Below are 24490 nucleotides of genomic sequence, written 5' to 3' on the forward strand. Positions count from 1 at the left end.
GGGCAGGAGCAGCACAATGAAAAACATACTCATCGCCTTCATACTCATGGGGATGGCATGGTCAGCTCATGCTGAAAACCCACATCAGGACTATGTTGAAGGACCATTTAGCAAAGGCACGGAAGTCACAACCCAATGCGTCGAATGTCATGAAGATCATGCCAAAGATTTTATGAAATCTTCCCACTGGACTTGGAGTCTTGAACAAGAGCTCCCCGGACGCACCGTCAAACGTGGCAAAAAGAACAGTATAAATAACTTCTGCACATCTATTTCAGGCAATGAACCCCGTTGCACAAGCTGTCATGCTGGATACGGCTGGAAAGACAATAGCTTTGATTTCACAGATATGACAAAAGTGGATTGTCTCATTTGCCATGACACAACAGGCACCTATGTGAAAGACCCTGTTGGTGCAGGAGAAGCGCTCGCCAAAGTTAACCTAGAACGAGTCGCCAAAAACGTCGGCACACCGGTACGCGACAACTGTGGTACTTGCCATTTCTATGGCGGCGGCGGTGACGCAGTCAAACACGGTGATCTTGATTCTTCAATGTCATACCCAGATCGTGCAACCGATGTGCACATGGATACCGATGGCAACGACTTCCAGTGTCAGGATTGCCATACCACGCAAGACCATCAAATCACAGGTAATGCGATGGGTGTGTCTCCTGGCGGGATCGACCATATTGGTTGTGAAAATTGCCATGACAAAGCCCCACATGAAAAAGCGCGACTCAATAGTCATTCAGCATCTGTTGCCTGCCAAACTTGCCATATTCCGTTTTTCTCAAAACATGAGCCGACAAAGCTAAGTTGGGACTGGTCAACCGCAGGCGACGATCGCCCAGAAACACGTGACGAGTACGGTAAGAAAACCTTCCAGAAGAAAAAAGGCAGCTTTGTTTGGGGCAAAATGGTGCAGCCAACATATGCTTGGTATAACGGTAAAGCCGATGCCTATATGGCAGGCGATAAAATGGACCCGAATCAAGTCACCAAGTTAAGTTATCCATTGGGAAGCATTGATGACAAGCAAGCCAAGATTTATCCATTCAAAGTACATACGGGTAAGCAAATTTTCGACAAAAAGCAGAATATCATCATCACAGCAAAAACGTTTGGTGAAGGTGGCTATTGGAAGACGTTTGACTGGGATCTAGCAGCAAAACTTGGCATGGAAGCAAACCAAACCATGATTGACAAAGGGCTTAAATACAGCGGCGAGTATGGATTTGCCCCCACCGAAATGTGGTGGCGCATTAACCATATGGTCTCTCCAAAAGAAGCGGCGCTAAAATGCAATGATTGCCATGGTAAAGGAGAGCGCATGGACTGGTCAGCTCTTGGTTATGATGGCGACCCGATGAAAGTAAAAGGCAAACGTCACCAAACCCAATAACCCTTTCCTCACTGATGCCTTTGCACCATCTCAGGCATCCTTTAGCCAACGGGGAACATATGCCCCGATAAAGGTAAACCCCGTTGGCTACTTTTCACTATCCGCTGTACATCGAATATTTTCACTTGGCACTCAATCAAACCGTTGTGACACATAGACCCAGTATATCTCGCATAACGCGTCATATTGTCCGTCTCATTGCCATTCTAGGTGCTTTTTCATACTCTTTATGAAAGAAAATCAATAAATTATTGGCACTTAATTTGCTAAATTGCACATAGCAGTGTGGCGCAACCTCAAAGGACGTCTCCCATCATTAGTGAGAAGCATGGCAATTAGTACCGAGCTACCCAGCAAACAGCAACAACTCAACCAGTTTATGGGGGAGTGCAGCGGTGCATTCGCTGACTTAGGCACCTTCTTGCCTCTCGTCCTTGGCATGATTGCACTCAATCAATTTTCCCCACAGGCAATATTTAGTGGATTTGGTGTATTTGCTATCGCCAGTGGCCTGCTTTACCGACGTCCTATCCCCGTTCAGCCGATGAAAGTCATTTCCGCATTAGTGATTGCGCAAGGACTCAGCCCACAGCTTCTACAAGCTAGCGGTATGCTTATGGGGCTGATCCTGATTGTACTGGCCTACTCTGGCGCTTTGAATTGGCTGGCCAAACAACTTTCTCAAGCCGTAAGCGTCGGGATCCAGCTAGCCATAGGCTTGCAATTACTCTTGATGGGTCACGACATGATGCTTGACCAAGCCTGGATGGGTTATGGCGCTTTTATCGTCCTGTTCATCAGCCGATTCTTTCCACTGCGCTATTTGGCGATGCCATTCATCATTGTTTTGGGCGTGATTTGGCAAGCGCAAATGGGGGGAAGTGCCATTTTGACTGAAACACAACTCCCCCCTTGGCAGCTGACCTGGCCGACCCTAAACGACTGGCACGATGCCGCTTTGCTATTAGTTCTGCCACAATTAGCGCTGACATTGACGAATGCAGTGATTGCGACCTCAGCGATTGCAAAAGAGAAGTTTCCTGAGGATGCGGCGCGTATGACGCCCAAGCATTTTGCACTAAGTTCCGGATTTAGCAATTTACTCCTAGCTCCCTTTGGAGCTGCAGCTATGTGCCATGGTGCCGGAGGCTTAGCCGTACAGTATCACTTCGGTGCAAGACGACTCTGGACGCCTATAATCTTTGGCGGCAGCTGTCTGTTGGTCGCCCTCTTTTGGGATCAGCAAATGGCCAGCTTTTTAGGACTCATTCCCGTCGCTATTTTGGGCAGTTTGTTGTCCATTGCGGGGTTACAGCTTGCATACTCAAAGCGCTTATTTGACGGTAAGCCGTTTTGTACCTTTGTTATTATTATCACCACTCTGGGGTGTTTGTTCATCAACACGGCGGCAGGGTTGATTATTGGCGTCGCTATTGAAACACTTCATAAACACTTCATCAATCGATAAAATTGCCGCACCTCATCAAGTTTCAAGCCCATGTAATCTCGGCCTAACTCACTTTGGCAGGTTGACGGTTTGGCGCGTAGTCTCGCGGCAGTGTCACCGTGACGACGCAACCTTGCGGCCAAGGCAATTTGTCATGCTGACTTTGACTGCAGTTTTCAATCGTAAACGTACCATGGTGTTGAGTGACCACATCTTTACAAATTGCCAGCCCTAACCCTAACCCTTGCTCTTTCGTCGAACGAAACGAAGTCACCAAAGCCTTTGCCTCTTCTTTTAAGCCCGACCCATTATCCACGACTAGAATGTGGAGCTTATCGCTCTCATACCATACTTGGACTTGAATTTTTCCTGGCCGTTGCTGACGAATATCTTGCAGCGCATCAAGGCTATTTTTAAATAGATTCACCATTAGCTGACTAAGCCCAACTTCGTCGGCAAACACTCGAAATGCTTGTCCTTGAATACTGACGGTTGCCGTAACATCAGCCCGTTTGAATTCATGCTCAAGCAACACGATCGACTCTTGGATCACCGCTTGTAAATCGAGCGCCTCGACACTGGCACGACGACGCTTTAATAAACCACGGATCCTGTGTACCACGGCACCTGCGCGCATCGACTGACTATTGATTTTTTGCAGTACCTCATAAAGTGCTTCGGTATCCGCGCCCTCCCCAGATAAATGAGCACCACGTTCAGGGGAGCGAATTTGCATCATCGCCCCCTCGCTATACTGGTTAATCGCAGCAATGGGCTGGTTTAACTCGTGGGCCAAGCCCGCGCCAATCTCACCTAAAATGGCTGCGCTTTGTAGTTTTTCCACCTGTAGCGCCTTATCTTGCAATTCACGCTCTGTCGCTAACAAAAACTCACTCTTTTGCCTAAATTTATACTCCAGCCATAAATGATAAAGCGTGGCTAAGACGAACAAGCCAAGCAGACCTGCGCCCCATTCCTTATTCTTAACCATCCACTGCCAGACCGCTTTATGAGCCGGGATCTTTGTGGTTTGAATATGTAAATCTTGAAATAGCTTAATGACTTTTAACTGACTAATTGGTGCTGTCCAACCCAAAGTACGAGCCGTGATAGCTGCTGGGTGGTCCGCTTGCAAATCAAATAAGGCGAGCGTGGTATCCGTCCTCGTTTCAGGAGAAACTGACTCTGCAGCAGCAAAAGACCAATTTGGATATAAGGCTGTACTGACTGCGCAATCATAGCCTTCTGGTGTCACTTCGTGGATCACTCGGAAATCTTTTCTTTGCACTAAACCTTCTTCCACCATTTCTTCAAGCGTACAAAACGGTGTAATTGCAGCATCTGCGGTACCATCTCGAACTTGGTAAACAATGGGTTCAAGCGGGAATCCAAGGAAGCGAACATTTTCAAAAAACTGTTCAGGTACATATCCTGATTTTAACAACAAGCCACGCACCGCCTGATATCCACCCAGGGCTTGCGGATCACTGGCAACAATACTCACGCCCTCGAGATCGGCAAGGGTTTGGATTGAGCTAGATGCCGGCACAATGATGGTCGAACCGATAGCAAACGTAGTCCCTAAATGCTTGCGGCTCTTCATGGTCGCCAGCCATGACAAAGGAAACGTATTGCTCAGATTGAGGTACTGGCCAGGATTGGTCACAATAAATTGAATTTCATTGGCGAGTAATTGACGACTCATTTCATCGAAATCAAGTGGCACAACTTCAAAACGGCGATTCGGCACATTTTCGGTAAGGTAATCCATCATGGGTTGCCACCTTAAAATGCCCGCTTGTACGCCATGGTTTGCCAGCACACCGACCTTCAATACTCGAATATCTTGATCTTTGGCTAAAGCCCCCCCTTCGGTTGGAGTTACCAAGTCACCAGCAAGCGGACGCGCCTCATGCACATTGGCAACGCTTGTTGCACTGAAGCTCATCACCATAATCCAACACAAAATAATCAACTTGAATTGAGACAAATCACCAACCTTAACCGCGAACATATCTCCTTAACCTATGCCGTTTTTTTTTAGAATACTGTGAATCAAAGCGTAAAGATCTAAGCCCAGCTTCATGAAGTGTCACTCCGTGATCAATCTAACAATCTTTAACCCCTAGGGTGGGGTTATAAAAGAGAGACAGTTAATCTAAACCTTACTGACGGAGCGACCAAATGAAGAGAGAGTCATGTCATGCCTGACAGCTTACCGCTGTACCTTGTTGACGACGATGCCGCTATTTTAGATTCATTGAGTTTCCTTCTCACTCAATATGGCTATACAGCACAAACGTTTCAGCAAGGACAAGATTTCTTAACGCAAGTGAATATCTCTGAACCCGGTTGCGTTATTTTAGACAGCCGCATGCCAGAAATTACCGGTCAAGAAATTCAGCAAAAACTGCTTGAGTGCGACAGTCCTCTGGGCATCATTTTCCTAACAGGCCATGGGGATTTACCCATGGCAGTGAGTGCATTTCGCAAAGGTGCCTGTGACTTTTTTCAAAAACCTGTTGCCGGACAGGCCTTAGCGGATGCGATTAAAAAAGCGCACGCGTATAGCAGGAATACCTTTGAGCAAATGATCTTGCAGCAACGATTCGAAACCCTCACGCCACGCGAACAAGATGTTATGGAACAGGCGATTCAAGGGCTCACCAACAAGCAAATCTCCCAAGCTTTATTTGTGTCATTGCGCACCGTAGAAGTCCATCGCGCAAGAATGATGAAAAAGCTCGGTGTACATAACCTCGCGGAGCTAGCAAAGTACACCAAACTGGCTCATATCGAATCTTCGTAGACACGCGCCACATGCCGAAAAATATCTGCGACGACTTGTCGCAGTTTGCCCAATAGCCGTTGGTGGTTTCCAAGGTTGTTGAGACAATTTTGTCATCAACAACAAATCACTAATAAATCCATGCCTTCTAAACGCTCCCTCGTGAATTGCGCCATGCTCCCAATGCTTGGCCTTAGCCTTTCGACCCCAACTCTAGCTCAAGACGACGCAATGGAAGTCATTGAGGTAAAAGGCCACCTTGAAGCAAAAAATGCCTCGACCAATTTAGACGCTGCCCCCAGTGCAATTGATATCAGTCAACTCCTAAAAACACTTCCCGGTGCAGCCGTTAACAGCAATGGTCCACTTACAGGCATTGCTCAATACCGCGGCTTATATGGTGATCGCGTCAGCACCAAAGTCAACGGCCTATCGGTTTCAGGCGCGGGCCCGAATGCCATGGATACACCTTTAAGCTATGCCAGCTTAATCTTAACCGAGTCTGTCGACATGAGCCGCGGCATAGCGCCGGTATCAAGCGGAACGGACACCATTGGAGGAAGTATTCGCGTAATCGAGTCACAAGCTCGCTTTCAAGAAGATAGCGGCCTCGTGCGTGGACAATACCAAGACAATGGTCAACGCAGCTATATTGGCGGCAAGGCGAATCTTGCCAATCAAGATCATGCATTGCTTGTATATGTCGATTTAATGCAAGGGACAGATAATCCAGAAACTGGCGATGGCCGAGAAATCTCACCCGGCGATTATGATAAATTTGTTGCCGGCGGTCAGTACCGCTTTGCGCTTGACGAAACGGGTGACGAGTCCATCGCCCTCAACTACCAGCATTTAGAAACGTTGGATGCGGGAACCCCTGCACTGCCTATGGATATTAACTATATCCGCACCGATCGTATTAAGCTCGAAGGTCAACACGACTTGTCCAGCTGGCTCATGGATTGGAATCTTGCTTATAGCGATGCCCGCCACGGCATGGATAACTACAGCTTACGCTTTAAGCCCGATCTAAAGCCACATCGATATAACACCGCTGATAGTACAGCTCTGAGCGGCGGCATTGACTTTGAAAAAGATGCTTGGTTCATCGGCGCGGAATTCCAACTTGATGACCATAACTCCGTCATTACTGACTTCACCAAGCCCATGTTCAAAGTCGATAACTTCAACAATGTTACAGATGAAAGTTACAGTGCATTTGTCGAGTGGCAACAGGACATCGACCAATGGCATTGGCAAATCGGCGCACGGCTCAAACACTATCGAACCGACGCCGACGAAGTGAGTCATGCCATGGCGGCGAACTCTGCTGCAATTCGTATGCTAATGGAGCGCTTTAACAACGCTGACCGGAGTCAAGCCCAAACTGGCTTCGATTTCGTCATCAATGGTCAATACCAAGTGAGCCCACAGCTCAGTACTGTCATTGGTTTTGCGCGTAAACAAGCCGCCGCAAGCTATCAACAACGTTATCTTTGGGTTCCCATGCAATCCACTGGCGGCATGGCCGATGGACGCACTTATGTTGGCAAGATGGATCTTGACTTGGAAACGGCTTATCAACTTGAACTGGGCTTAAACTACCAAGCCAACCAACTCACGTTAACGCCCCGCGTCTTCTTTCATCAAATTGACGACTATGTCCAAGGCGTGCAGGCCACAGATCCCGCTGTCATCATGGCCGCAACGATGATGGGTGACCCATTCCCATTGATGTTTGAAAATACCGATGCACGCCTGTTTGGCATGGACATTCAAGCCAGTTATCTCATCAGTCAGCAGTGGCATCTTGATATGCTCGCCTCGTACACCACTGGCGAGCGCACTGATGTTGATGATCATCTATATCGCATTGCACCACCCAATATAGTGATGGGTGTTAACTATCAAAACAATGCTTGGTTTGCACGCCTAGAAGGAGTTGCAGTCAAGGGGCAGAACAAGGTTTCACAAGCCTCACGCGAACAAGCAACGGCAGGCTATGGCTTGATTCATGTCTCTGCGGGCTACGACACCCAAAATTGGCAAATTAAAGCCGGCATCGACAACCTCCTTGATCGTGAATACCAAGACCATATGGGCGCCTACAACCGCGTCATGATGTCTGATTTAGCACCGGGAGAGCGTATGTCAGGCTTAGGCCTTTCAGCATGGCTGAGTGGTGAATATCGCTTTTAAATCAAGGAAGCATTGATACATATACGTTCGATGCAAACAAGTTTCGTGACACTGCGAAAATAGCGCTTAGGTTAAAACTACAGCTTAACCACTCCCGAGATAGCCTTTCTATCTCGGGATTTTTTTAGGTACACGTTAAATCTATCCAATATTTTTTGATAGCAACATGCCACTGAGGTGGATATCCATACGTCACTGCTCCACGATCTAAATGCTGTCACAACGCGTTCACGACAAGCCTCAGCATCACCCTCTAAAAATCCGATTAGCATGATAGCTTTTATCCGCTATATCAAAATCACAACCTGCTCTATTATCTTCACATCAACAACGCACAAGCATGCGCTGAAGCGAAAATTTTTAAATCTCATGACATTTTAATTGGAGCACATTATGACTCAGTCCATCATCAATACCGAAATCAAACCATTTTCAGCAACGGCATACCACAAAGGAGATTTCGTCTCCGTTTCAGAGCAAGATTTACTCGGCAAATGGTCTGTCGTTTTCTTCTACCCTGCTGATTTCACCTTTGTTTGCCCAACAGAGCTTGGTGATATGGCTGACCATTATGAGAAGCTGCAAGCAATGGGCGTCGAAGTCTACTCGGTTTCAACCGACACTCACTTTACCCACAAAGCTTGGCATGATAGTTCTGACACGATTCGCAAACTTCAATTCCCGATGGTGGGTGACCCAACCGGCGTGATTTCTCGTAACTTTGGGGTCATGATTGAAGAAGACGGCTTAGCCTTGCGTGGAACCTTTGTCATTAATCCAGAGGGGCAAATCAAAGTAGCTGAGGTCCATGACCTAGGCATTGGACGAAGTGCATCAGAGCTCGTCCGTAAAATTCAAGCTGCACAGTATGTTGCAGAACACGATGGTGAGGTTTGCCCAGCGGCATGGCAACCAGGTGAAGAAACCCTTGCCCCGTCTTTAGACTTAGTTGGAAAAATCTAGACCAAAGTAACACATCTCGACATTAAATCATCTCTGCCTTTTGCTTCCTTGGGCTTCCCCTGTCATGCCCAAGGAAGTTTTTTTTGCCTCTCCTCTAGCCACTAGTCTTATTCAACTTTTGTGACAGCATATCGCGATCTGCCTGATCAAGCAGATCTGAGATCTGCAGTTTACCGGTCACAAGACAAACACCGACCGTGGCAGTAAAGGCAGGTAAATCTTGCAAATGTTGAGTGACAAATGCTTGCTGCAATTTGGACTTTATCGCGCTGAGATCGTTCTCATTCTCTAACATCATGAGAGCGACAAACTCATCCCCCCCCATGCGCCCGACAACATCAGATTGACGGGTACATCCTTCTATCGCTTCGGCAACGTGCTTCAATACCCGATCACCCACCCCATGACCATGGGTATCATTAATAACTTTAAAATCATCGACATCGATATAAAACAGCGCTAGCTGACTTTGCATCCGTTTCGCAAGTTTAAGGCGCTGTTCAGCCAAAATCGCAAATCCTCTGCGATTGCTTAGCTCTGTTAGTGGGTCGGTAATCGCTAATTGCTGAACTTGCTGGTACAGGTCAATCAATGTGAGATCGGATTCTAAAATGTCTTTTAATTGGCGTATGAGTTCAAAGTAAGTTTCACCATAATCTGTCACTTCATAATCCATCACACAAAAGGTGCCAAATGGCTGGCCATCGGGCCAATTGACCGGAACCCCTAAGTAGGAGCGAAAGCCATCTTGGTGCACTTCTGGATTCGTATTCCAGCAAGATTCACTCAGCGCATTGCTGACATATAACTCATGACCGGTTTCAACAATTCGGCGACAGAAGATGTTCACTTCAGGCTCAATAATTGCTCCAGCGGGATACGGATTACTCTCTTGTTGGCTACTAATGGTTGTTTGAAAGCCTTGCGGGGTATATTGCACCAAAAAACCTGCCGGTGCGTTAAACAGCTTTGACAATAGATTGACTGTATTCTGCCACTTCTCTAGTGAAATCAGGTCATTTGGGCTATCCAATAGGAACTTATTTTTATCAAAACTGACAATTTTATTCATGACATACCCCAATCAACAATTCTCGACCTATGCAAGTAGCCTGTTGGGCTTACATATAAATAGACCGCTTCACCAGCAAACTTAGTTCAATACGACCAAAACGACCTTATACAAGCTTCATTTCGGCCAGTCATTGACACTCGCCCTTGCCCTCCCTTGCATGACGCGTAGCACTAAAGTGTTAAGTATAGACAGCGAATAGATGAAGTGACTTGAAGTTTATTTGAAGACTTGTGACAAAGTTTAGTTCCAGAGCACGATGGAAAGAATTAAGACTCTCGATGATCTGAAATCGGTTTTTTTAATAGTTTACGCTGCAGGGTTCTGCGGTGCATTCCGAGTTGCCTTGCCGTCGCAGACACGTTGCCTTTGTTGGCTTGTAACACTTGCTGAATATGCTCCCACTCTAATCGTTTTGGACTAATCGGTGTTTCATCTAGAGCCTGCGGCGCAGCAGTCACCGCTGTTCCTTGTAGCGCCGAGAGCAAGGTTTGTGTATCCGCAGGCTTTGCAAGATAGTTGTCTGCGCCGAGACGGATGGCCTCGACTGCCGTCGCAATACTGGCATAACCCGTAAGTAATACCATAGTGACATCAGGCAGTAACTGACGCAGGGGAGGGATTAAACTCAAACCATTGGCTTCTGCAAGCTTCATATCCAGCAATATATGTGTTGGCTTGTATTTGCGGGCTTGCAATAGTGCCGAGCTCGCATCATGACTGATGAAACACTCAAACCCATGACGGCTCAACCGACGCGATAAAACTGGAGCCAGAGCAAGGTCATCTTCAATAATGAGCAACTGCTTCATTGCAGATCCTTAGACAATGGCAAAGTTACAGTAGCCACGGAGCCACCACTTTGATGATGACTTAGCATCAAGCGCCCTCCAATTCGCTCTAAACTCGCATGACTTAACATTAAAGATACTCCCAGCCCTTTGGGGTTTTGTACCAAGTGATGCCCCAATTGATTAAGCAATTCATTGTCAATGCCCGCACCGTAATCTCGAATACGAATAAGCAAGCTTTGTTTGTTACGCTCGACGCTAAAACTGACTCTAGGTTGGCCAATATGCTCTTGGCTAGCTCGGGCAGCATTCTCTGCTAATGCAAGTAATGCCGGTAATAAACTGGTATCAGACTGAACTTTCAGGTGGTCATCGGCCAATTTCATCTCGTAGTCAACTTCAGTTTGCGGCATAAATAGATCGAGTTTCTGTTTGAATGAGCTCACTAATTCCAATACCGGTAACGTTTGTTGATGGCCACTACGGATCACATCCGTCGCTAAGCGCAACTCTCCTAAAGCATCTTCACAACGCTTTAAGGCACCATCCATTTCTTCAACGAGCTCTTGGGGTTGAGCAGCTTCATCTTGTAATTCATCAATTAATAAACGCATGCTAAACATGGGGGTTGCTAGTTGATGGGCCATTTGTGCGGAAGCGGTACCTAGCGCTAACAATTGCTCCTGCCTCAGTTGCCCTTCTCGAATCTTAGCCAGCTCCTGATCTTGTTTACGCACACGTTTGGCGATAAGCGCGACGCTGGAGGTCATCACCAATGCTGAAATAACAAAGTTAAACCACATGCCTTGATAGTGAGAGCTCATATCCATACCGTGCATCTGCATATGATGATCAGGGACGGCAAAGATCATCGCGCTATAAGCACATACAGATAAACCTGATAGCACCCATGGTGCCCACATCGGCAACATGACGGCTGCAAGCGCAATCGGCAGCAGCAACATAGAAATAAACGCATTGGTTGCACCGCCGGAGAAATACAACCAAGTAATCCAGAATAGCGTGTCGAGCAATAAGGCGATAAATAAGGCATTTTCTTGCTTAAGCAGGGGTAAGCGTAGCTTGAATGTCATCGCTAAGAAGATGGCTTCCAGCACGAGTGCCCAATTGAGCGGTACTTGCTGCAAGGTCAGGCCAAAGGTGTCCGCCGCAAAAAAAGTGAGGAGCAGCTTGAATATCAAACCAAGGCTTCTTAGCAAAGCCACTTGATCGGCTGTTCTTATTCTGGGCGTGAAGGTAAATGCCATATGATTAATCCATTGATAAGAAACAATTATTACTTACCTAGCTTGCAAGATTATATCAGTACTGAGTGGCTATTTCTCATATGAATATTAAATAAACTTAATATTCATACAGCCTGAGTAACACAGCGCTGTAATCAAAGATTGCTGCATGCACGTCTGGGCATTTTCCCCACCAAGCAGCAAGGAAAAACCAATAGAAAGAATTTTGTTGCAATTGAATCATCATCATTTCAATGGCGATGCTTTTAATTTTAGTGAACTCAGTTAATCTAGAAATACACGACTCGAAAATTGAATGCCTTGATTGCTGCAAGTCAGAGGTTCGCTAAACGTTCAGGAGAGCTCAAATGACCAGAAATAAATCGCTCCCGCTTGTACTAGCAGGGCCGATCTTACGTCATTGCGACAAAGACAACTTTACCCTTTGGTTAGTCACTTCTAAGCCACTGCAACAAACCCAGCTTCATTTACACTGGCATGTGCAAAACCTAGAACCGCAGAAAGCATCACAAAACATCAAAAAAAAGTATGAGTTGACTGACACGAACTGTCACCACGTTGCACTTGGACTTGCAGCCCATCAATACTTGATTCATCTACATGAACCAGATCTATTGCCTGAGCAAGTTCTCATCCATTATCAGTTAATCGATGAGCAACAGGGGCATGTATTTTCATCCATTAACCAACTGAACTATCACGATGAGATCCAACCCAGTTTCGTCATTAAACCTAACCTTGAACGGATTTTACATGGCTCTTGTCGCAACCCACATCATCACAGTGGTGATGCACTGGTTGCAGCAGATGCTCAGTTTGAACAACAGCATGACCCACAGGAACGGCCTGCATTACTCATGCTGTCTGGTGACCAAGTCTATGTCGATGATATTGCGGGGCCAATGATCTACGCCATCGGCCAAGTCATCTCATTACTAGGCTTACAACATGAAACCTTTGTCAAAGCTCCGATTACCAGCAGTGAAGCGATAAACTATCAGGCCGATGCCATTTATCAGCGACACAAACAATTACTGCCCCATACCGAATACCAAGCCAAAACATCCCTTTGGCGCTGGTACATTAACCACCCCATTTTTACTTCTTCTTTAGCTGAAAATCACTTGGTAAGCCTAGGGGAGGTTAGCGCACTCTATCTATTAATTTGGTCCCCCGAACTTTGGGATTTAATCGATATACCCAAAGAGTTGCCCGGCCTTGGCGTTATCCAGCAGCGTCGCTGGTACAACGAATGGCAACATTTACTCGAGTTCAAAGCAGGGCTAACGCAGGTCAGGCGCTTGTTTGCTCATATACCCACTTATATGATTTTCGATGATCATGATGTCACCGATGACTGGAACCTCACTGCAAAGTGGGAAATGGCCGCTTATGGGCATCCATTTTCGAAGCGAATCATTGGGAATGCTCTGATTGGCTATACGCTTTTTCAAGGCTTAGGCAATCAACCCCAGCATTTTGAACATCAGATTAAACCCTTGTTGAATGCGCTGTTTCATGCACCCACCTCGGCAAAACACGATACACTCATTGAAGCTCTACTCAGCTTTGAGCAATGGCACTACACCTTAAATACTTCTCCTAAAGTGGTGGTGCTAGACACACGGACGCGTCGCTGGCGAAGTGAATCCAACCTTGGTAAACCTTCTGGGCTTTTAGACTGGGAAGCCTTGATGGATTTACAGCATGAACTCATCGATCAATCTCAAGTCATCATCGTTTCTCCGGCTCCCATTTTTGGCGTAAAAGTTATTGAAGCCATACAAAGGATAGCGACCATGATGGGCGGCTCTCTTTTAGTGGATGCCGAAAACTGGATGGCACATCCGGGGTCAGCCAATACACTTCTCAGTATTTTTCTACATAAAAAAACACCACAAGAGTTCATCATTCTATCGGGCGATGTTCATTATTCATTTGCTTATGATATTGGCATTCGATTTCGCCATGGCGGCCCCAATATTTACCAAATCTGTTGTAGCGGCATTAAAAATCAATTCCCAGAAAAGCTACTCCCCATTTTTGGTAAGCTCAACGGCTGGCTATATGGCTATTTTTCACCATTAAACCTATTCACTAAACGAAAACGCTTAACTATACGAGGCCGTCGCCCAAATGGTCATAGAAGTAAGCGTTTAGTCAATCAAAGTGGCCTTGGCCTAGTCGAGCTCAACGCAGATGGATCACCGGCAAAAATTGCGGTGTTACATGCGGATAGCAGCGAGACAATATTTGTTGAACCAAGGAAAAAGGCACAGGATTAACTGTAAGCTGACAATTGCGCCACATCAGGACAGGTACACGGGGGTTCGAATAAAAAAGCTTTTAGGTGACACGATTAGGCAATAAAAAATCCCACGACTCAAAGAGCGGTGGGATTAATCTGTCGCCAATTAAAGGCACTATTTTTTATTTAAAAACGCTTCTTCTTGCTCTTTTGAAGCAGGCTCTAAGCCCATAAAGTATTCAAAAGATTTATCGCCATCTTTAATGACTTTCTTTTCAAGTTCAACGTCTTTCATACGACGAATCGTCTTGTCAGTGAATAGCGCTAATTTAGGCTTTGTCTTTGTTTCAGCGGTTTTCTTAGGCTCTGCCTTCTTCGCCTTCGCTGTCACTTTTTTCTGTGCAACTGGTGCTGCACCCACATTCTCACCGTCTTTGGTCGTCGCGAGACCCGGCTTGAAGTTGTAGTTAAAGACCGCGTTGCTTTCAACGACTTCAACACTCGACTTATCTTCTGAGTTATAAGATGCCAAGATACCATGTTTACCAAGAGAAATTTCATGGGAAAGCTTTTTACCCTCACCCACTTTCATTCCGTCAACAAACCATTCGGCTTTAACATTACTGACTAACGTCACCATAGCGGTTTTAAAGCCAAGCTTTTCATTCAGTAGTAAGTCGATTTTCTTGTTGTATGAAGGCTTAAAACGCATGCTAACACTGTAGTTCAGCTTACCACGCATATCCATACTGGCATTCTTCACATCGTAATCAAGAAGTACGCTGCGATCATTCAAGAATGGGTCTTTCGCAACGGTATTCGATACGATTTGTGTTTCTGCATCTCGCATACAATCAAAAATTGACTGGAACTTAGAACAGGATAAATCACCGTCTAGGTTGATATTGTACGAGCTTTTTGATTTAGAAAGATCGGCTATCAAGCGTTTTGAAATTTGGTTTTTCAGACTTGCAAGCTCTTTGCTTTTTTCTGTGCGTCTTTCACCAATCGCTTTGTAATCGGCTTGAATTTCTTTGTATTCTTGCTTTAGCGCTAACTCTTCTTGCTTTTGGTTATTCTCTAACGCTTCAATATCATTCACCAGCTTTTCAATTTCTTTATATGCTTCGGCGACATTAGATTTAGCGAGAATTTTTTGAGGAAGTGTTGAAATAGCAGAATCGTATTGCGACTTTTTATTTGCAATATCGCCAGCAATACCAGAGTGGTCTCGAACACGCTTGTTATATAAAGACAAACGGTCATTGGCAGAGATCAATTGACTATCAATATTATACTGACTTTCAATCTGCTTCAGTGCTTTGTTCTCGCTGTTGGTCATCAATTCCAAAGCAAAGCTGTTGCTGGCAACTAAACACAACAACGCGCAAGTGATTTTTGTGTATCTCACTGATTTCTCCGTCATTTCCATATATGAATTAGCACTCTAGCCACATCCTGGTCAAGAGCAAATCAATAGCGAGCCATAATACTAAAGAAAATAGGCCTTTACAAACAGATTGTAATCTTTGCAAATGTTTTTATTTGATTAGTGAGCTAGGCTAAATTTATCTTGATATCTTAATTAGAATTTTTCAATTTGCTCTATTTCTGCTTAATTCAACACCTGACTGAAATACAAATTTTTCATCCAAGGTTATCGTATCCATTAAATATTAAATTTAGTCGTCTATTTTTAAGTAAACTTATTGAATCATTTTTGATTGATTAGGCGGGAATTCAACGACCTAGAAAACTTCCATGAAGAGCGGATTCAACGCCTCCCTATACCACGAAGCCATTATCATTGATTTGTTCAGTACACCATCCGTAGAGCTCATCACAACGTAATATAGATGCTTCTCCATATCCAACGTTGATGCGATACGCTGCAAACTCACACAGTGCAAAGAGCTTTTAGGTCGGCCATTCAATACATAGCAACGACGACTTTGTTATCTTCATAAACCCGCGCAATTTATATACACAATTTGAATACCTGCTAAGACTAACAATGCGTGCAATTCCTTGCTTTCCCCACTAGAATGCCGAGCGCGGATGCACAAGCGTCCACCGTTGATTGAGGAAGTTTGAATGAAAGGCCGTATTGCAGAAATTGCGCTTGTTGTCGCGATGCTTCTTTGGGCAAGCAGCTTTATCGCATTAAAAATCGCATTTCAGAGCTATGATCCTTGGACTGTTATTGCCGGCCGAATGGTTGTCGCCAGCGTCTGTTTTTTATGTTTTTGGCGTAAATTACTAAAATTCCATTACCAAAGTGGTGACTGGAAACTTCTACTATTACTCGTTGCCGCAGAGCCCTGCCTCTACTTCATTTTCGAAGCGCTCGCCCTACAATACACGACCGCGGGTCAGGCTGGCATGATCACCTCCTTAGCCCCCTTACTCACCGCAGTGATCGCATTTTTCGTACTCAAAGAGAAAATCAGCAAAATCGCCAGTCTAGGCCTTGGAATTGCCATCATTGGCGTCTTGGTTCTTGGTTCTGAAGGCCATAGCAGTGAAACCGCTCCAAATCCGATGCTCGGTAATTCACTCGAGTTTCTCGCCATGTTGTGTGCTGCCGTTTTCAGTATCTGCCTCAAGATATTAAGCGAACGATACTCTGCGCTCACAATGACAGCATTGATGTCCTTTACGGGAATGCTTTTCTTTACGCCGATAGCACTGCTTCAAGGCAATGCATGGAGCTGGGATGCCCAAGGGCTAACCGCCATCGTATTTTTAGGCGGGTTTGTCACGATTGGTGCTTATCTTTTGTATAACTACGCCATTTCACATATGCCAGTCACCCGCGCGGCTGGGTTTATTAACTTAATCCCGGTGTTTACCCTCGTGCTGGCTTATCTGATTCTTGATGAACGACTCTCACCCATGCAAATTGGTGCCTGCGCTATCGTGATGTTTGGCGTGGGTCTCAGCCAATTTAAAAGCAAGGGCGAAACACCCGCCCAAGCCTTTGCTGAACCCGAAAACTGACCCTAAAAAAGAGGCCGCGAGGCCTCTTTTATCCAACCATCTCGAAACGCAAAGCTGCCTACGCTAACTGCTCTTCGAGTGCACGCAAACAAAGCGCTACATTTTCTCGACGGGCACCATAACCCATTAAGCCAATACGCCAAGCTTTACCCGCCAGTGCGCCTAATCCAGCACCGATTTCCAAGTTGTATTTTTGTAGCAATTGCTGACGAACAGCGGCATCGTTGACACCATCAGGAATATAAACAGCATTGAGCTGCGGTAAGCGATCGCCTTCATTAACGACGAACTGTAAGCCTAACTTTTCTAGGCCTTGACGCAACAATAAGTGCATTTGCTGATGGCGCTGCCAAGCTTGTTCTAGCCCCTCTTCAGCGAGCAATCGCAATGACTCATGAAGCGCGTAGAGCGCATTCACTGGCGCCGTATGATGATAGCTGCGTTTGCCTTCACCGCTCCAATATCCCATCACTAATGTCTGATCCAAAAACCAACTTTGTACCGGTGTTTTACGTGCTTTTAGTTTTTCAACCGCAGCAGGAGAAAATGACACCGGTGATAACCCAGGCACACAGGACAAACACTTTTGACTGCCCGCATAAATCGCATCAATGCCCCAATCGTCAACCCGAAGCTCAACGCCACCAAGAGATGTTACTGCATCAACAATAGATAAACAGTCATGTTGCTTAGCGAGGGCACAAAGAGATTGAGCGTCTGATAACGCCCCCGTTGAAGTTTCTGCATGAACAAAAGCGAGAAACTTAGCCTCAGGGTGAGAGGCAAGCGCCTTGGCGACGGCATCCACACTCACTGGCTCACCCCACTCATTGTCAACCACTACGGCAGTCGCGCCGACACGCTCAACATTCTGTCGCATTCGCTCACCAAACACACCATTGCGACAAACAATCACGGTTTCACCGGGTTCAACCAGATTGACGAAACAAGTTTCCATACCCGCACTTCCGGGTGCCGATACCGCCAAAGTCATTTCATTTTGAGTTTGAAAGGCGTATTGGATCAGACTTTTTAATTCATCCATCATGCCAACAAAAAGCGGATCGAGGTGACCGATAGTCGGCTTTGATTGTGCAGCCAATACTTCAGGGTAAACATCCGATGGACCTGGGCCCATCAAAGTACGGCGAGGTGGATTAAAAGCTTGAAGTTGAGGCGCAGCTAACATGATGTCTCCTTGACGCTAAACAGTTGGAATAAAATAGCTTGAAATGATGCGCATCCGGCAACTCTCAAATCTCATCGAGAAAAGGAGTGACCTGCTGGAATTTCAACCGCATCTTTCACGACACTATCACAAATTGTACGTCGAATATCGTTATTTTGAATTCACGAGAGTTAGACAAAAGTCTTGCGAGGTTATGGGTTTAGAAGACACGCTTTGATGTTTTAAACGTTCGAACCGCAAAGCTTCGCCACAAAATATCAACGCCGACCTTCATCTGTAAAGAGAGCCGTAGGGTTTACCAATAAAAAAGAGCGCATTTTGCGCTCTTCCTTCGGCTAGCCTTCATCGATTATGCATGTATCCCTGCACCGCATAGCAAGCAGTTAAACAACTTAACTTGGAGCGCTGTTGCTCAAAAAGAGTTGATACGCTGGGCTTTGCGTTTCTTCTTGGTAAACAAATCCGAGCTCATCCAAGAATGTTTGAAATGCATCAGCGTCTTGCTCAGGTACTTCAAAGCCAGTTAAAACGCGGCCAAATGCGGCACCATGGTTTCGATAGTGGAACAAACTAATGTTCCACTGGCTTTGCAACGTGGTTAAAAACTTCAATAGTGCGCCTGGGTGCTCCGGAAACTCGAAACTGAATAGACGCTCATCAAGAGGCTCGGGCGGGCGGCCTCCTACCATATAACGCACATGCAACTTGGCAGTTTCATCGGCCGATAAGTCTTTCACTTCAAATTGATGCGCTTCAAGGGTTTGAATAATTTCATCAAGCTCACTTTGACCACCAGCGACACGAATCCCCGCAAAGACGACGGCTTGTTCTCGGCTGCTAAAGCGATAGTTAAACTCAGTTAAAGCACGTTTTCCAAGGAGCTCACAGAAACGTAAAAAGCTACCCGGTTTTTCAGGAACCTTCACAGCAAGCACAGCTTCTTTATGTTCACCCAGCTCACAACGCTCTGAGACATATCTCAAGCTGTGAAAATTGACATTCGCACCACTTAAAATGGCAGCAACTTTCTCACCCTTGCCTGTATCACCAATATACTTTTTTAAGCCCGCTAACGAGAGTGCGCCTGCGGGTTCAGCAATCGCGCGCGTATCTTCAAAAATATCCTTCACCGCGGCACAAATTTCATCTGAGCTCACGGTAACGACGTCATCCACGTATTCCCTTGCAAGGCGAAAAGGCTCTTCGCCAATTCGTTTGACCGCGACACCATCGGCAAATAGTCCGACCTGTGGCAAGGTTACGGGCTCATCAGCCTCAAGTGCTGCTTTTAAACAAGCTGCATCTTCAGGCTCCACGCCAATAATTTTGACCGTTGGCATGACCGCTTTGTAATACGCTGCAATTCCAGCGACCAATCCGCCACCACCAACTGGCACAAAAATAACTTCTAAATCGCGCTGTTGCTGTAGCATTTCTTGTGCAACAGTACCTTGACCTGCAATCACCGCCTCATCATCAAATGGTGCAATGTATACCCGCCCTTCCTCTTTGGAAAGCTGCTGGGCATAGGCATTGGCCTGATCAAACGCTTGACCATGAAGCACGACTTCACCGCCTAAACGTTTTACCGCATCGACTTTTATATCCGGTGTTGTTTCGGGCATCACAATAACCGCGCTAATGCCGCGAGCGCTGGCTGACATGGCAACCCCTTGGGCATGGTTTCCGGCAGAGGCACAGACCACGCCTTTTTCACATTCAGTAGCACTAAGCTCAGCAATACGATTATATGCACCACGCAGCTTAAAAGAATGCACGGGTTGCATATCTTCTCGTTTCAGGAAAATCTGACAACCAAGGCGTGCCGAAAGCTTATTTAGACTCGAGAGTGGGGTAATTTTGGCAACATCATAAACAGAAGACAGTAGAATTTTTTGTAAATAGTACTGGGCCAGTTGCAATTGGCTTTCGCTAGCAAGTGCGAGCATATAGAGTCTCTCTTTTTGAAACTGATTGAGCCGACAATTTCGACTCAATCAATTGAGGCGAAGGGTGGATTACCCTTCCAGTTTACTGGCGTCACGAACAGCGCCTTTGTCGGCACTCGTTGCAAGCATCGCGTAAGCTTTGAGCGCTTGGGATACCGGGCGCTGACGATGAACAGGCTTCCACGCATCTTTTCCACGAGCAAGCATTGCAGTTTGACGCTTAGCAAGCTCCGCAGGGCTCACGACTAAAGTCATGCTACGATTTGGAATATCAATTTCTATCCGATCACCAGTTTCAACCAGAGCGATTGTCCCACCAGCGGCGGCTTCTGGAGAGACATGACCAATAGAAAGGCCGGATGTACCACCAGAGAATCGACCATCGGTGATCAACGCGCACTTAGTACCTAAGCCTTTGGATTTGAGGTAGCTCGTTGGATAAAGCATCTCTTGCATACCCGGGCCACCTTTGGGGCCTTCATAGCGAATCACCACAACATCGCCTTCAACGACGTCTCCACCCAAGATCCCTGCAACGGCATCATCTTGACTCTCAAATACACGGGCTGAGCCCACAAAAACCAAGTTTGACTCATCAACGCCTGCGGTTTTGACGATACTACCATTTTCAGCAATATTCCCCGACAAGACTGCAAGACCACCTTCTTGGCTAAAGGCATTGTCACGGGTTCGGATACAGCCATCGGTACGGTCTGTATCTAAGCTTTCCCAGCGACATTCTTGGCTAAATGCCTTCGTCGTTGGGATCCCAGCAGGCCCCGCACTAAAGAAACGCTTAACATCTTCAGACTGAGTTTGCATTACATCATATTGCGCCAATACCGCTTTCAGGTTCTCTCCAGCGACATGCGGCACATCAGTATGCAATAAATTGGCACGGTCAAGCTCACCAAGAATTCCCATGACACCACCAGCGCGATGGACATCTTCCATATGGTATTTCGGTGTAGAAGGAGCCACTTTACATAGGTGTGGTACTTGGCGTGATAAGCGGTCAATATCATCCATGGTAAAAGGAACTTCTGCTTCTTGAGCAGCTGCCAATAAATGCAGAACAGTGTTGCTTGAACCACCCATTGCGATATCAAGTGTCATTGCATTTTCAAAGGCTTTAAAGTTGGCAATATTGCGTGGCAATGCAGATTCATCATTGTCATGATAGTAACGTTTCGTTAGAGCCATCACGCGACGACCCGCTTCTAAAAAGAGCTCTCGACGATCGGCATGGGTTGCCAACATAGAGCCATTGCCTGGCAATGAAAGCCCTAAAGCTTCAGTGAGACAATTCATCGAGTTTGCAGTGAACATTCCTGAGCACGATCCGCATGTCGGGCAAGCACTACGTTCAATTTTTTCACTGTCTTCATCACTAATGCGGTCATCAGCCGCTGCAACCATTGCATCCACGAGGTCAAGTTTAATGATGTTATCAGACAACTTGGTTTTACCCGCTTCCATTGGGCCACCCGACACAAACACCACTGGAATATTTAAACGCAGCGATGCCATTAACATACCCGGTGTGATTTTGTCGCAGTTTGAGATACAAACCAGCGCATCAGCACAATGCGCATTGGCCATGTACTCAACACTATCGGCAATCAATTCACGACTTGGCAGGCTGTATAACATGCCACCGTGTCCCATCGCGATACCATCATCCACGGCAATGGTATTAAACTCTTTCGCGATACCGCCGGCATCTTCAATTGCACCAGCAACTAAAGACCCCATATCTTTGAGGTGAACATGTCCCGGAACAAATTGTGTAAATGAATTCACCACCGCAATAATCGGTTTGCCAAAGTCATTATCTTTCACGCCAGTTGCACGCCACAAAGCGCGTGCTCCTGCCATGTTGCGGCCTTCGGTACTGGTTGCTGAGCGTAACTTTGGCATTGTTGTATCCTTTGTTCTATTCAATCTTTTTAAGCGTTATAACGAAGCGGTTTGAGCAGTTTGTGTACTACTCAGGACTCTACATTGAGTCACGTCTACTAGCTTAGTCAACTGGTTTGACAGCAAATCAACGGTGCGTTCGCTATCGACTTCTAATTCCATGGTGGCATCCACATCACTTGTTGAGCGCATATTCATCTTAATAATTTTGAAACCACGGTGACGAGCCACTCGTAGTATACGTTCTAACACTTCAGGACGCTGATGTAATTCAAGTTCTAGAGCATGGATCATCATTCTTTCTCCAAGGTTTCAATCATATCGCTATTTGACGCTCCAGGGGGAACTAGAGGCCAAACGTTAAATGCATCGTCAATTGCAACGTGAAGGAAATACGGACCTTCACTATTTAGCATTTCATCCAAAGCAGGCTCAACTTCTTCGGCTGTACTGATTTGCTTACCAGGAATGTCAAAAGCACTAGCAAGTGTGACAAAGTCAGGGTTATCGGATAAGTCGGTTTCACTAAAGCGCTCCTCAAAGAATAGGTGCTGCCATTGCTTCACCATACCCAGCTTCTGGTTATCCAGTAGGAGGATTTTCACTGGCAGTTTACGGCGTTTAATCGTGGTCAACTCTTGGATGTTCATCATGATTGAGCCATCGCCAGAAACCACCACAACTTTAGCGTCTGGTCGCGCGACTTGCGCGCCAATTCCAGAAGGCAAACCAAAGCCCATCGTACCAAGGCCCGAACTCGACAAATGATCTTCTGGACGACGGAACCACATATGTTGCGCAACCCACATCTGGTGTTGGCCAACATCACAAGAAACCACACTATCTTCCGGCAATTTATCCGCTAATGTTCGTAGCATTCTTGGAGCAAAGACCAGCGAGCCTGGATGGTTATAATTAAACTCATGCTCTGCTTTCAGCGCAGCTACTTCTGCTTTCCAAGGTTCAATATCAAGCGTCATCGACAGTGCAGGTAGCACTTCGCGAAGATCTTCTGTTATTGCAACATCTGGTGCACGCAATTTACCAAGCTCCGCTGCATCAATATCTAAGTGAACGACTTTAGCTTTGCTTGCAAAGCTATCAAGCCGTCCGGTCACGCGATCATCAAAACGCGCGCCGACAACCAGCAATAAATCACTCGCTTGCACCGCAAGATTTCCAGCTTTACTTCCATGCATACCAAGCAAGCCAAGGTAGAGTGGATTCTCTTTATCCATTGCCCCCAACCCCTTCAAGGTTGCGACAGAGGGCATTCCAGTTTGCTTGGCAAAATCTCGAAGCTGCTCAACAGCGCCTGCCATCCCCACACCACCACCAACATAAAGAATGGGCGCTTTGCTTGCTCGGATCAGCTGTTTGGCTTGTTCAAGATTTGAAATGGTCTCAACCACCGGCGTTTCCAGTGCTTGCAACGGCGTCTGATACTGCATTTCAGCTAACTGAATATCTTTAGGGATATCGACAAGTACAGGCCCAGGGCGACCAGAGGCCGCGACTTCAAAGGCTTTATAGAGAGTCGGCACGAGCTCATCAATACTGCGAACCATAAAACTATGCTTGGTGACAGCCAGTGACATGCCTAATACATCAATTTCTTGAAATGCATCGGTACCAACTACTGCCGAGGCGACTTGACCAGTGATGGCAACCACGGGAATAGAATCAAGTAAAGCATCTGCAAGCGACGTCACCAGGTTGGTTGCGCCAGGGCCTGATGTTGCAAAGCAAACTCCAGTTTTACCGCTCGCTCTTGCGTATCCGAGTGCGGCGAATGCAGCCCCTTGCTCATGACGACTGAGTAAATGATCAACTTCACTGCCATACAATGCATCATAAATGGGCATGATTGCACCACCCGGATAGCCAAATACTGTGGTAGTTCCGTGAGCCGCTAGCACTTTAATAACTGCGTCGGCTCCTCTCATCGTCTGCCCTTGTTCCATATACTGCACTCGCTCATTGCTTTATCGTGTGGTTGTTATTTATTTTTAGCCCTAGAAAAACAAAACCCCCCGGTCCTTTCGGAGCGGGGGGTTATGCAATTTGACTTTGACTTAACTCTGTCTGTTTGCCGTGCGAATCCCCCGCTGTGATCTAATAATCACAACGCTAATAATCACGAGAATTCGTTTCGTCAGTTGACTCAACATAGCTAACCCAATCCTAATCTAATTAATCTCTAGTCTAATACTCTGTTGCTTACGGCCCGATAAGTCTGACTTGCCTCTGC

Annotated in this window: 17 protein-coding genes; 7 read left to right on the forward strand and 10 right to left on the reverse strand. The window is 46.2% G+C overall.

The annotated features are described in order from the left end of the window. Positions 1 to 16: 16 nt before the first annotated feature. Both IEY18_RS08755 and IEY18_RS08760 read left to right on the forward strand, forming a co-directional pair. Entirely contained in the window at positions 17 to 1405 is a 1389-nt protein-coding gene (locus IEY18_RS08755; RefSeq protein WP_188919842.1) for a tetrathionate reductase family octaheme c-type cytochrome, read from the forward strand. Between the two features lie 328 nt (positions 1406 to 1733). Further along, on the forward strand, positions 1734 to 2873 hold the full coding sequence (locus IEY18_RS08760; RefSeq protein WP_188919844.1) for a molybdate transporter family protein: 1140 nt from the start codon (positions 1734 to 1736) through the stop codon (positions 2871 to 2873). Positions 2874 to 2916: 43 nt separating this feature from the next. Here IEY18_RS08760 and IEY18_RS08765 read toward each other — a convergent pair whose 3' ends face one another. Then, positions 2917 to 4866 (reverse strand): sensor histidine kinase, encoded by a 1950-nt coding sequence (locus tag IEY18_RS08765; RefSeq protein WP_229779793.1) that lies wholly within the window; start codon positions 4864 to 4866, stop codon positions 2917 to 2919. A 189-nt stretch (positions 4867 to 5055) separates the two neighbouring features. On the opposite strand from IEY18_RS08765, the gene IEY18_RS08770 reads away from it, so the two are divergent. The 3 genes from IEY18_RS08770 (at position 5056) to ahpC (ending at position 8802) form a co-directional block, all read left to right on the forward strand. Then, complete coding sequence (locus IEY18_RS08770; RefSeq protein WP_188919846.1) at positions 5056 to 5661, forward strand: response regulator transcription factor; 606 nt, start codon at positions 5056 to 5058, stop codon at positions 5659 to 5661. Positions 5662 to 5814: 153 nt separating this feature from the next. Further along, on the forward strand, positions 5815 to 7839 hold the full coding sequence (locus IEY18_RS08775) for a TonB-dependent receptor (protein WP_188919848.1): 2025 nt from the start codon (positions 5815 to 5817) through the stop codon (positions 7837 to 7839). Between the two features lie 393 nt (positions 7840 to 8232). Next, positions 8233 to 8802 carry an alkyl hydroperoxide reductase subunit C gene (ahpC, locus tag IEY18_RS08780; protein ID WP_188919850.1) on the forward strand — a complete coding sequence of 190 codons (570 nt, stop codon included), beginning with the start codon at positions 8233 to 8235 and terminating at the stop codon, positions 8800 to 8802. A gap of 94 nt (positions 8803 to 8896) precedes the next feature. On the opposite strand, the gene IEY18_RS08785 is transcribed toward ahpC, so the two are convergent. From IEY18_RS08785 to IEY18_RS08795, 3 genes are all read right to left on the reverse strand, one after another. Next, positions 8897 to 9874, reverse strand: a complete 978-nt coding sequence (locus IEY18_RS08785; protein ID WP_188919852.1) for a sensor domain-containing diguanylate cyclase — start codon at positions 9872 to 9874, stop codon at positions 8897 to 8899. A gap of 269 nt (positions 9875 to 10143) precedes the next feature. After that, positions 10144 to 10686 carry a response regulator transcription factor gene (locus tag IEY18_RS08790; protein ID WP_188919854.1) on the reverse strand — a complete coding sequence of 181 codons (543 nt, stop codon included), beginning with the start codon at positions 10684 to 10686 and terminating at the stop codon, positions 10144 to 10146. Further along, positions 10683 to 11933, reverse strand: coding sequence for a sensor histidine kinase (locus IEY18_RS08795; RefSeq protein ID WP_188919856.1), 1251 nt, complete (start codon positions 11931 to 11933; stop codon positions 10683 to 10685). The genes IEY18_RS08790 and IEY18_RS08795 overlap by 4 nt, the downstream gene beginning before the upstream one ends. Before the next feature lie 347 nt (positions 11934 to 12280). Between IEY18_RS08795 and IEY18_RS08800 the strand changes: the two genes are divergently transcribed. Next, a complete protein-coding gene (locus IEY18_RS08800; RefSeq protein WP_188919858.1) occupies positions 12281 to 14218 on the forward strand; it encodes an alkaline phosphatase D family protein in 1938 nt (645 codons plus the stop codon). Positions 14219 to 14356: 138 nt separating this feature from the next. On the opposite strand, the gene IEY18_RS08805 is transcribed toward IEY18_RS08800, so the two are convergent. Next, positions 14357 to 15592, reverse strand: a complete 1236-nt coding sequence (locus tag IEY18_RS08805) for a hypothetical protein (protein ID WP_188919860.1) — start codon at positions 15590 to 15592, stop codon at positions 14357 to 14359. Between the two features lie 683 nt (positions 15593 to 16275). On the opposite strand from IEY18_RS08805, the gene IEY18_RS08810 reads away from it, so the two are divergent. Further along, positions 16276 to 17181: a DMT family transporter gene (locus IEY18_RS08810; RefSeq protein WP_188919862.1), complete on the forward strand. Its 906-nt coding sequence runs from the start codon at positions 16276 to 16278 to the stop codon at positions 17179 to 17181. A 58-nt stretch (positions 17182 to 17239) separates the two neighbouring features. Here the strand turns inward: IEY18_RS08810 and IEY18_RS08815 are convergent, their stop codons facing one another. From IEY18_RS08815 to ilvG, 5 genes are all read right to left on the reverse strand, one after another. Beyond that, complete coding sequence (locus tag IEY18_RS08815; protein ID WP_188919864.1) at positions 17240 to 18370, reverse strand: pyridoxal-phosphate-dependent aminotransferase family protein; 1131 nt, start codon at positions 18368 to 18370, stop codon at positions 17240 to 17242. A 392-nt stretch (positions 18371 to 18762) separates the two neighbouring features. Further along, positions 18763 to 20319: a threonine ammonia-lyase, biosynthetic gene (ilvA, locus tag IEY18_RS08820; protein ID WP_188919866.1), complete on the reverse strand. Its 1557-nt coding sequence runs from the start codon at positions 20317 to 20319 to the stop codon at positions 18763 to 18765. A gap of 69 nt (positions 20320 to 20388) precedes the next feature. Continuing rightward, positions 20389 to 22239: a dihydroxy-acid dehydratase gene (gene ilvD, locus IEY18_RS08825; protein WP_188919868.1), complete on the reverse strand. Its 1851-nt coding sequence runs from the start codon at positions 22237 to 22239 to the stop codon at positions 20389 to 20391. Between the two features lie 36 nt (positions 22240 to 22275). Further along, the gene (ilvM, locus tag IEY18_RS08830; RefSeq protein ID WP_188920047.1) at positions 22276 to 22533 is read right to left on the reverse strand and encodes an acetolactate synthase 2 small subunit; all 258 of its coding nucleotides are present in this window, start codon (positions 22531 to 22533) and stop codon (positions 22276 to 22278) included. Beyond that, positions 22533 to 24203 carry an acetolactate synthase 2 catalytic subunit gene (gene ilvG / locus IEY18_RS08835; protein WP_188919870.1) on the reverse strand — a complete coding sequence of 557 codons (1671 nt, stop codon included), beginning with the start codon at positions 24201 to 24203 and terminating at the stop codon, positions 22533 to 22535. The genes ilvM and ilvG overlap by 1 nt, the downstream gene beginning before the upstream one ends. Positions 24204 to 24490: the final 287 nt, after the last annotated feature.

The organism is Shewanella gelidii (assembly GCF_014647855.1).
Classification (GTDB): domain Bacteria; phylum Pseudomonadota; class Gammaproteobacteria; order Enterobacterales; family Shewanellaceae; genus Shewanella; species Shewanella gelidii.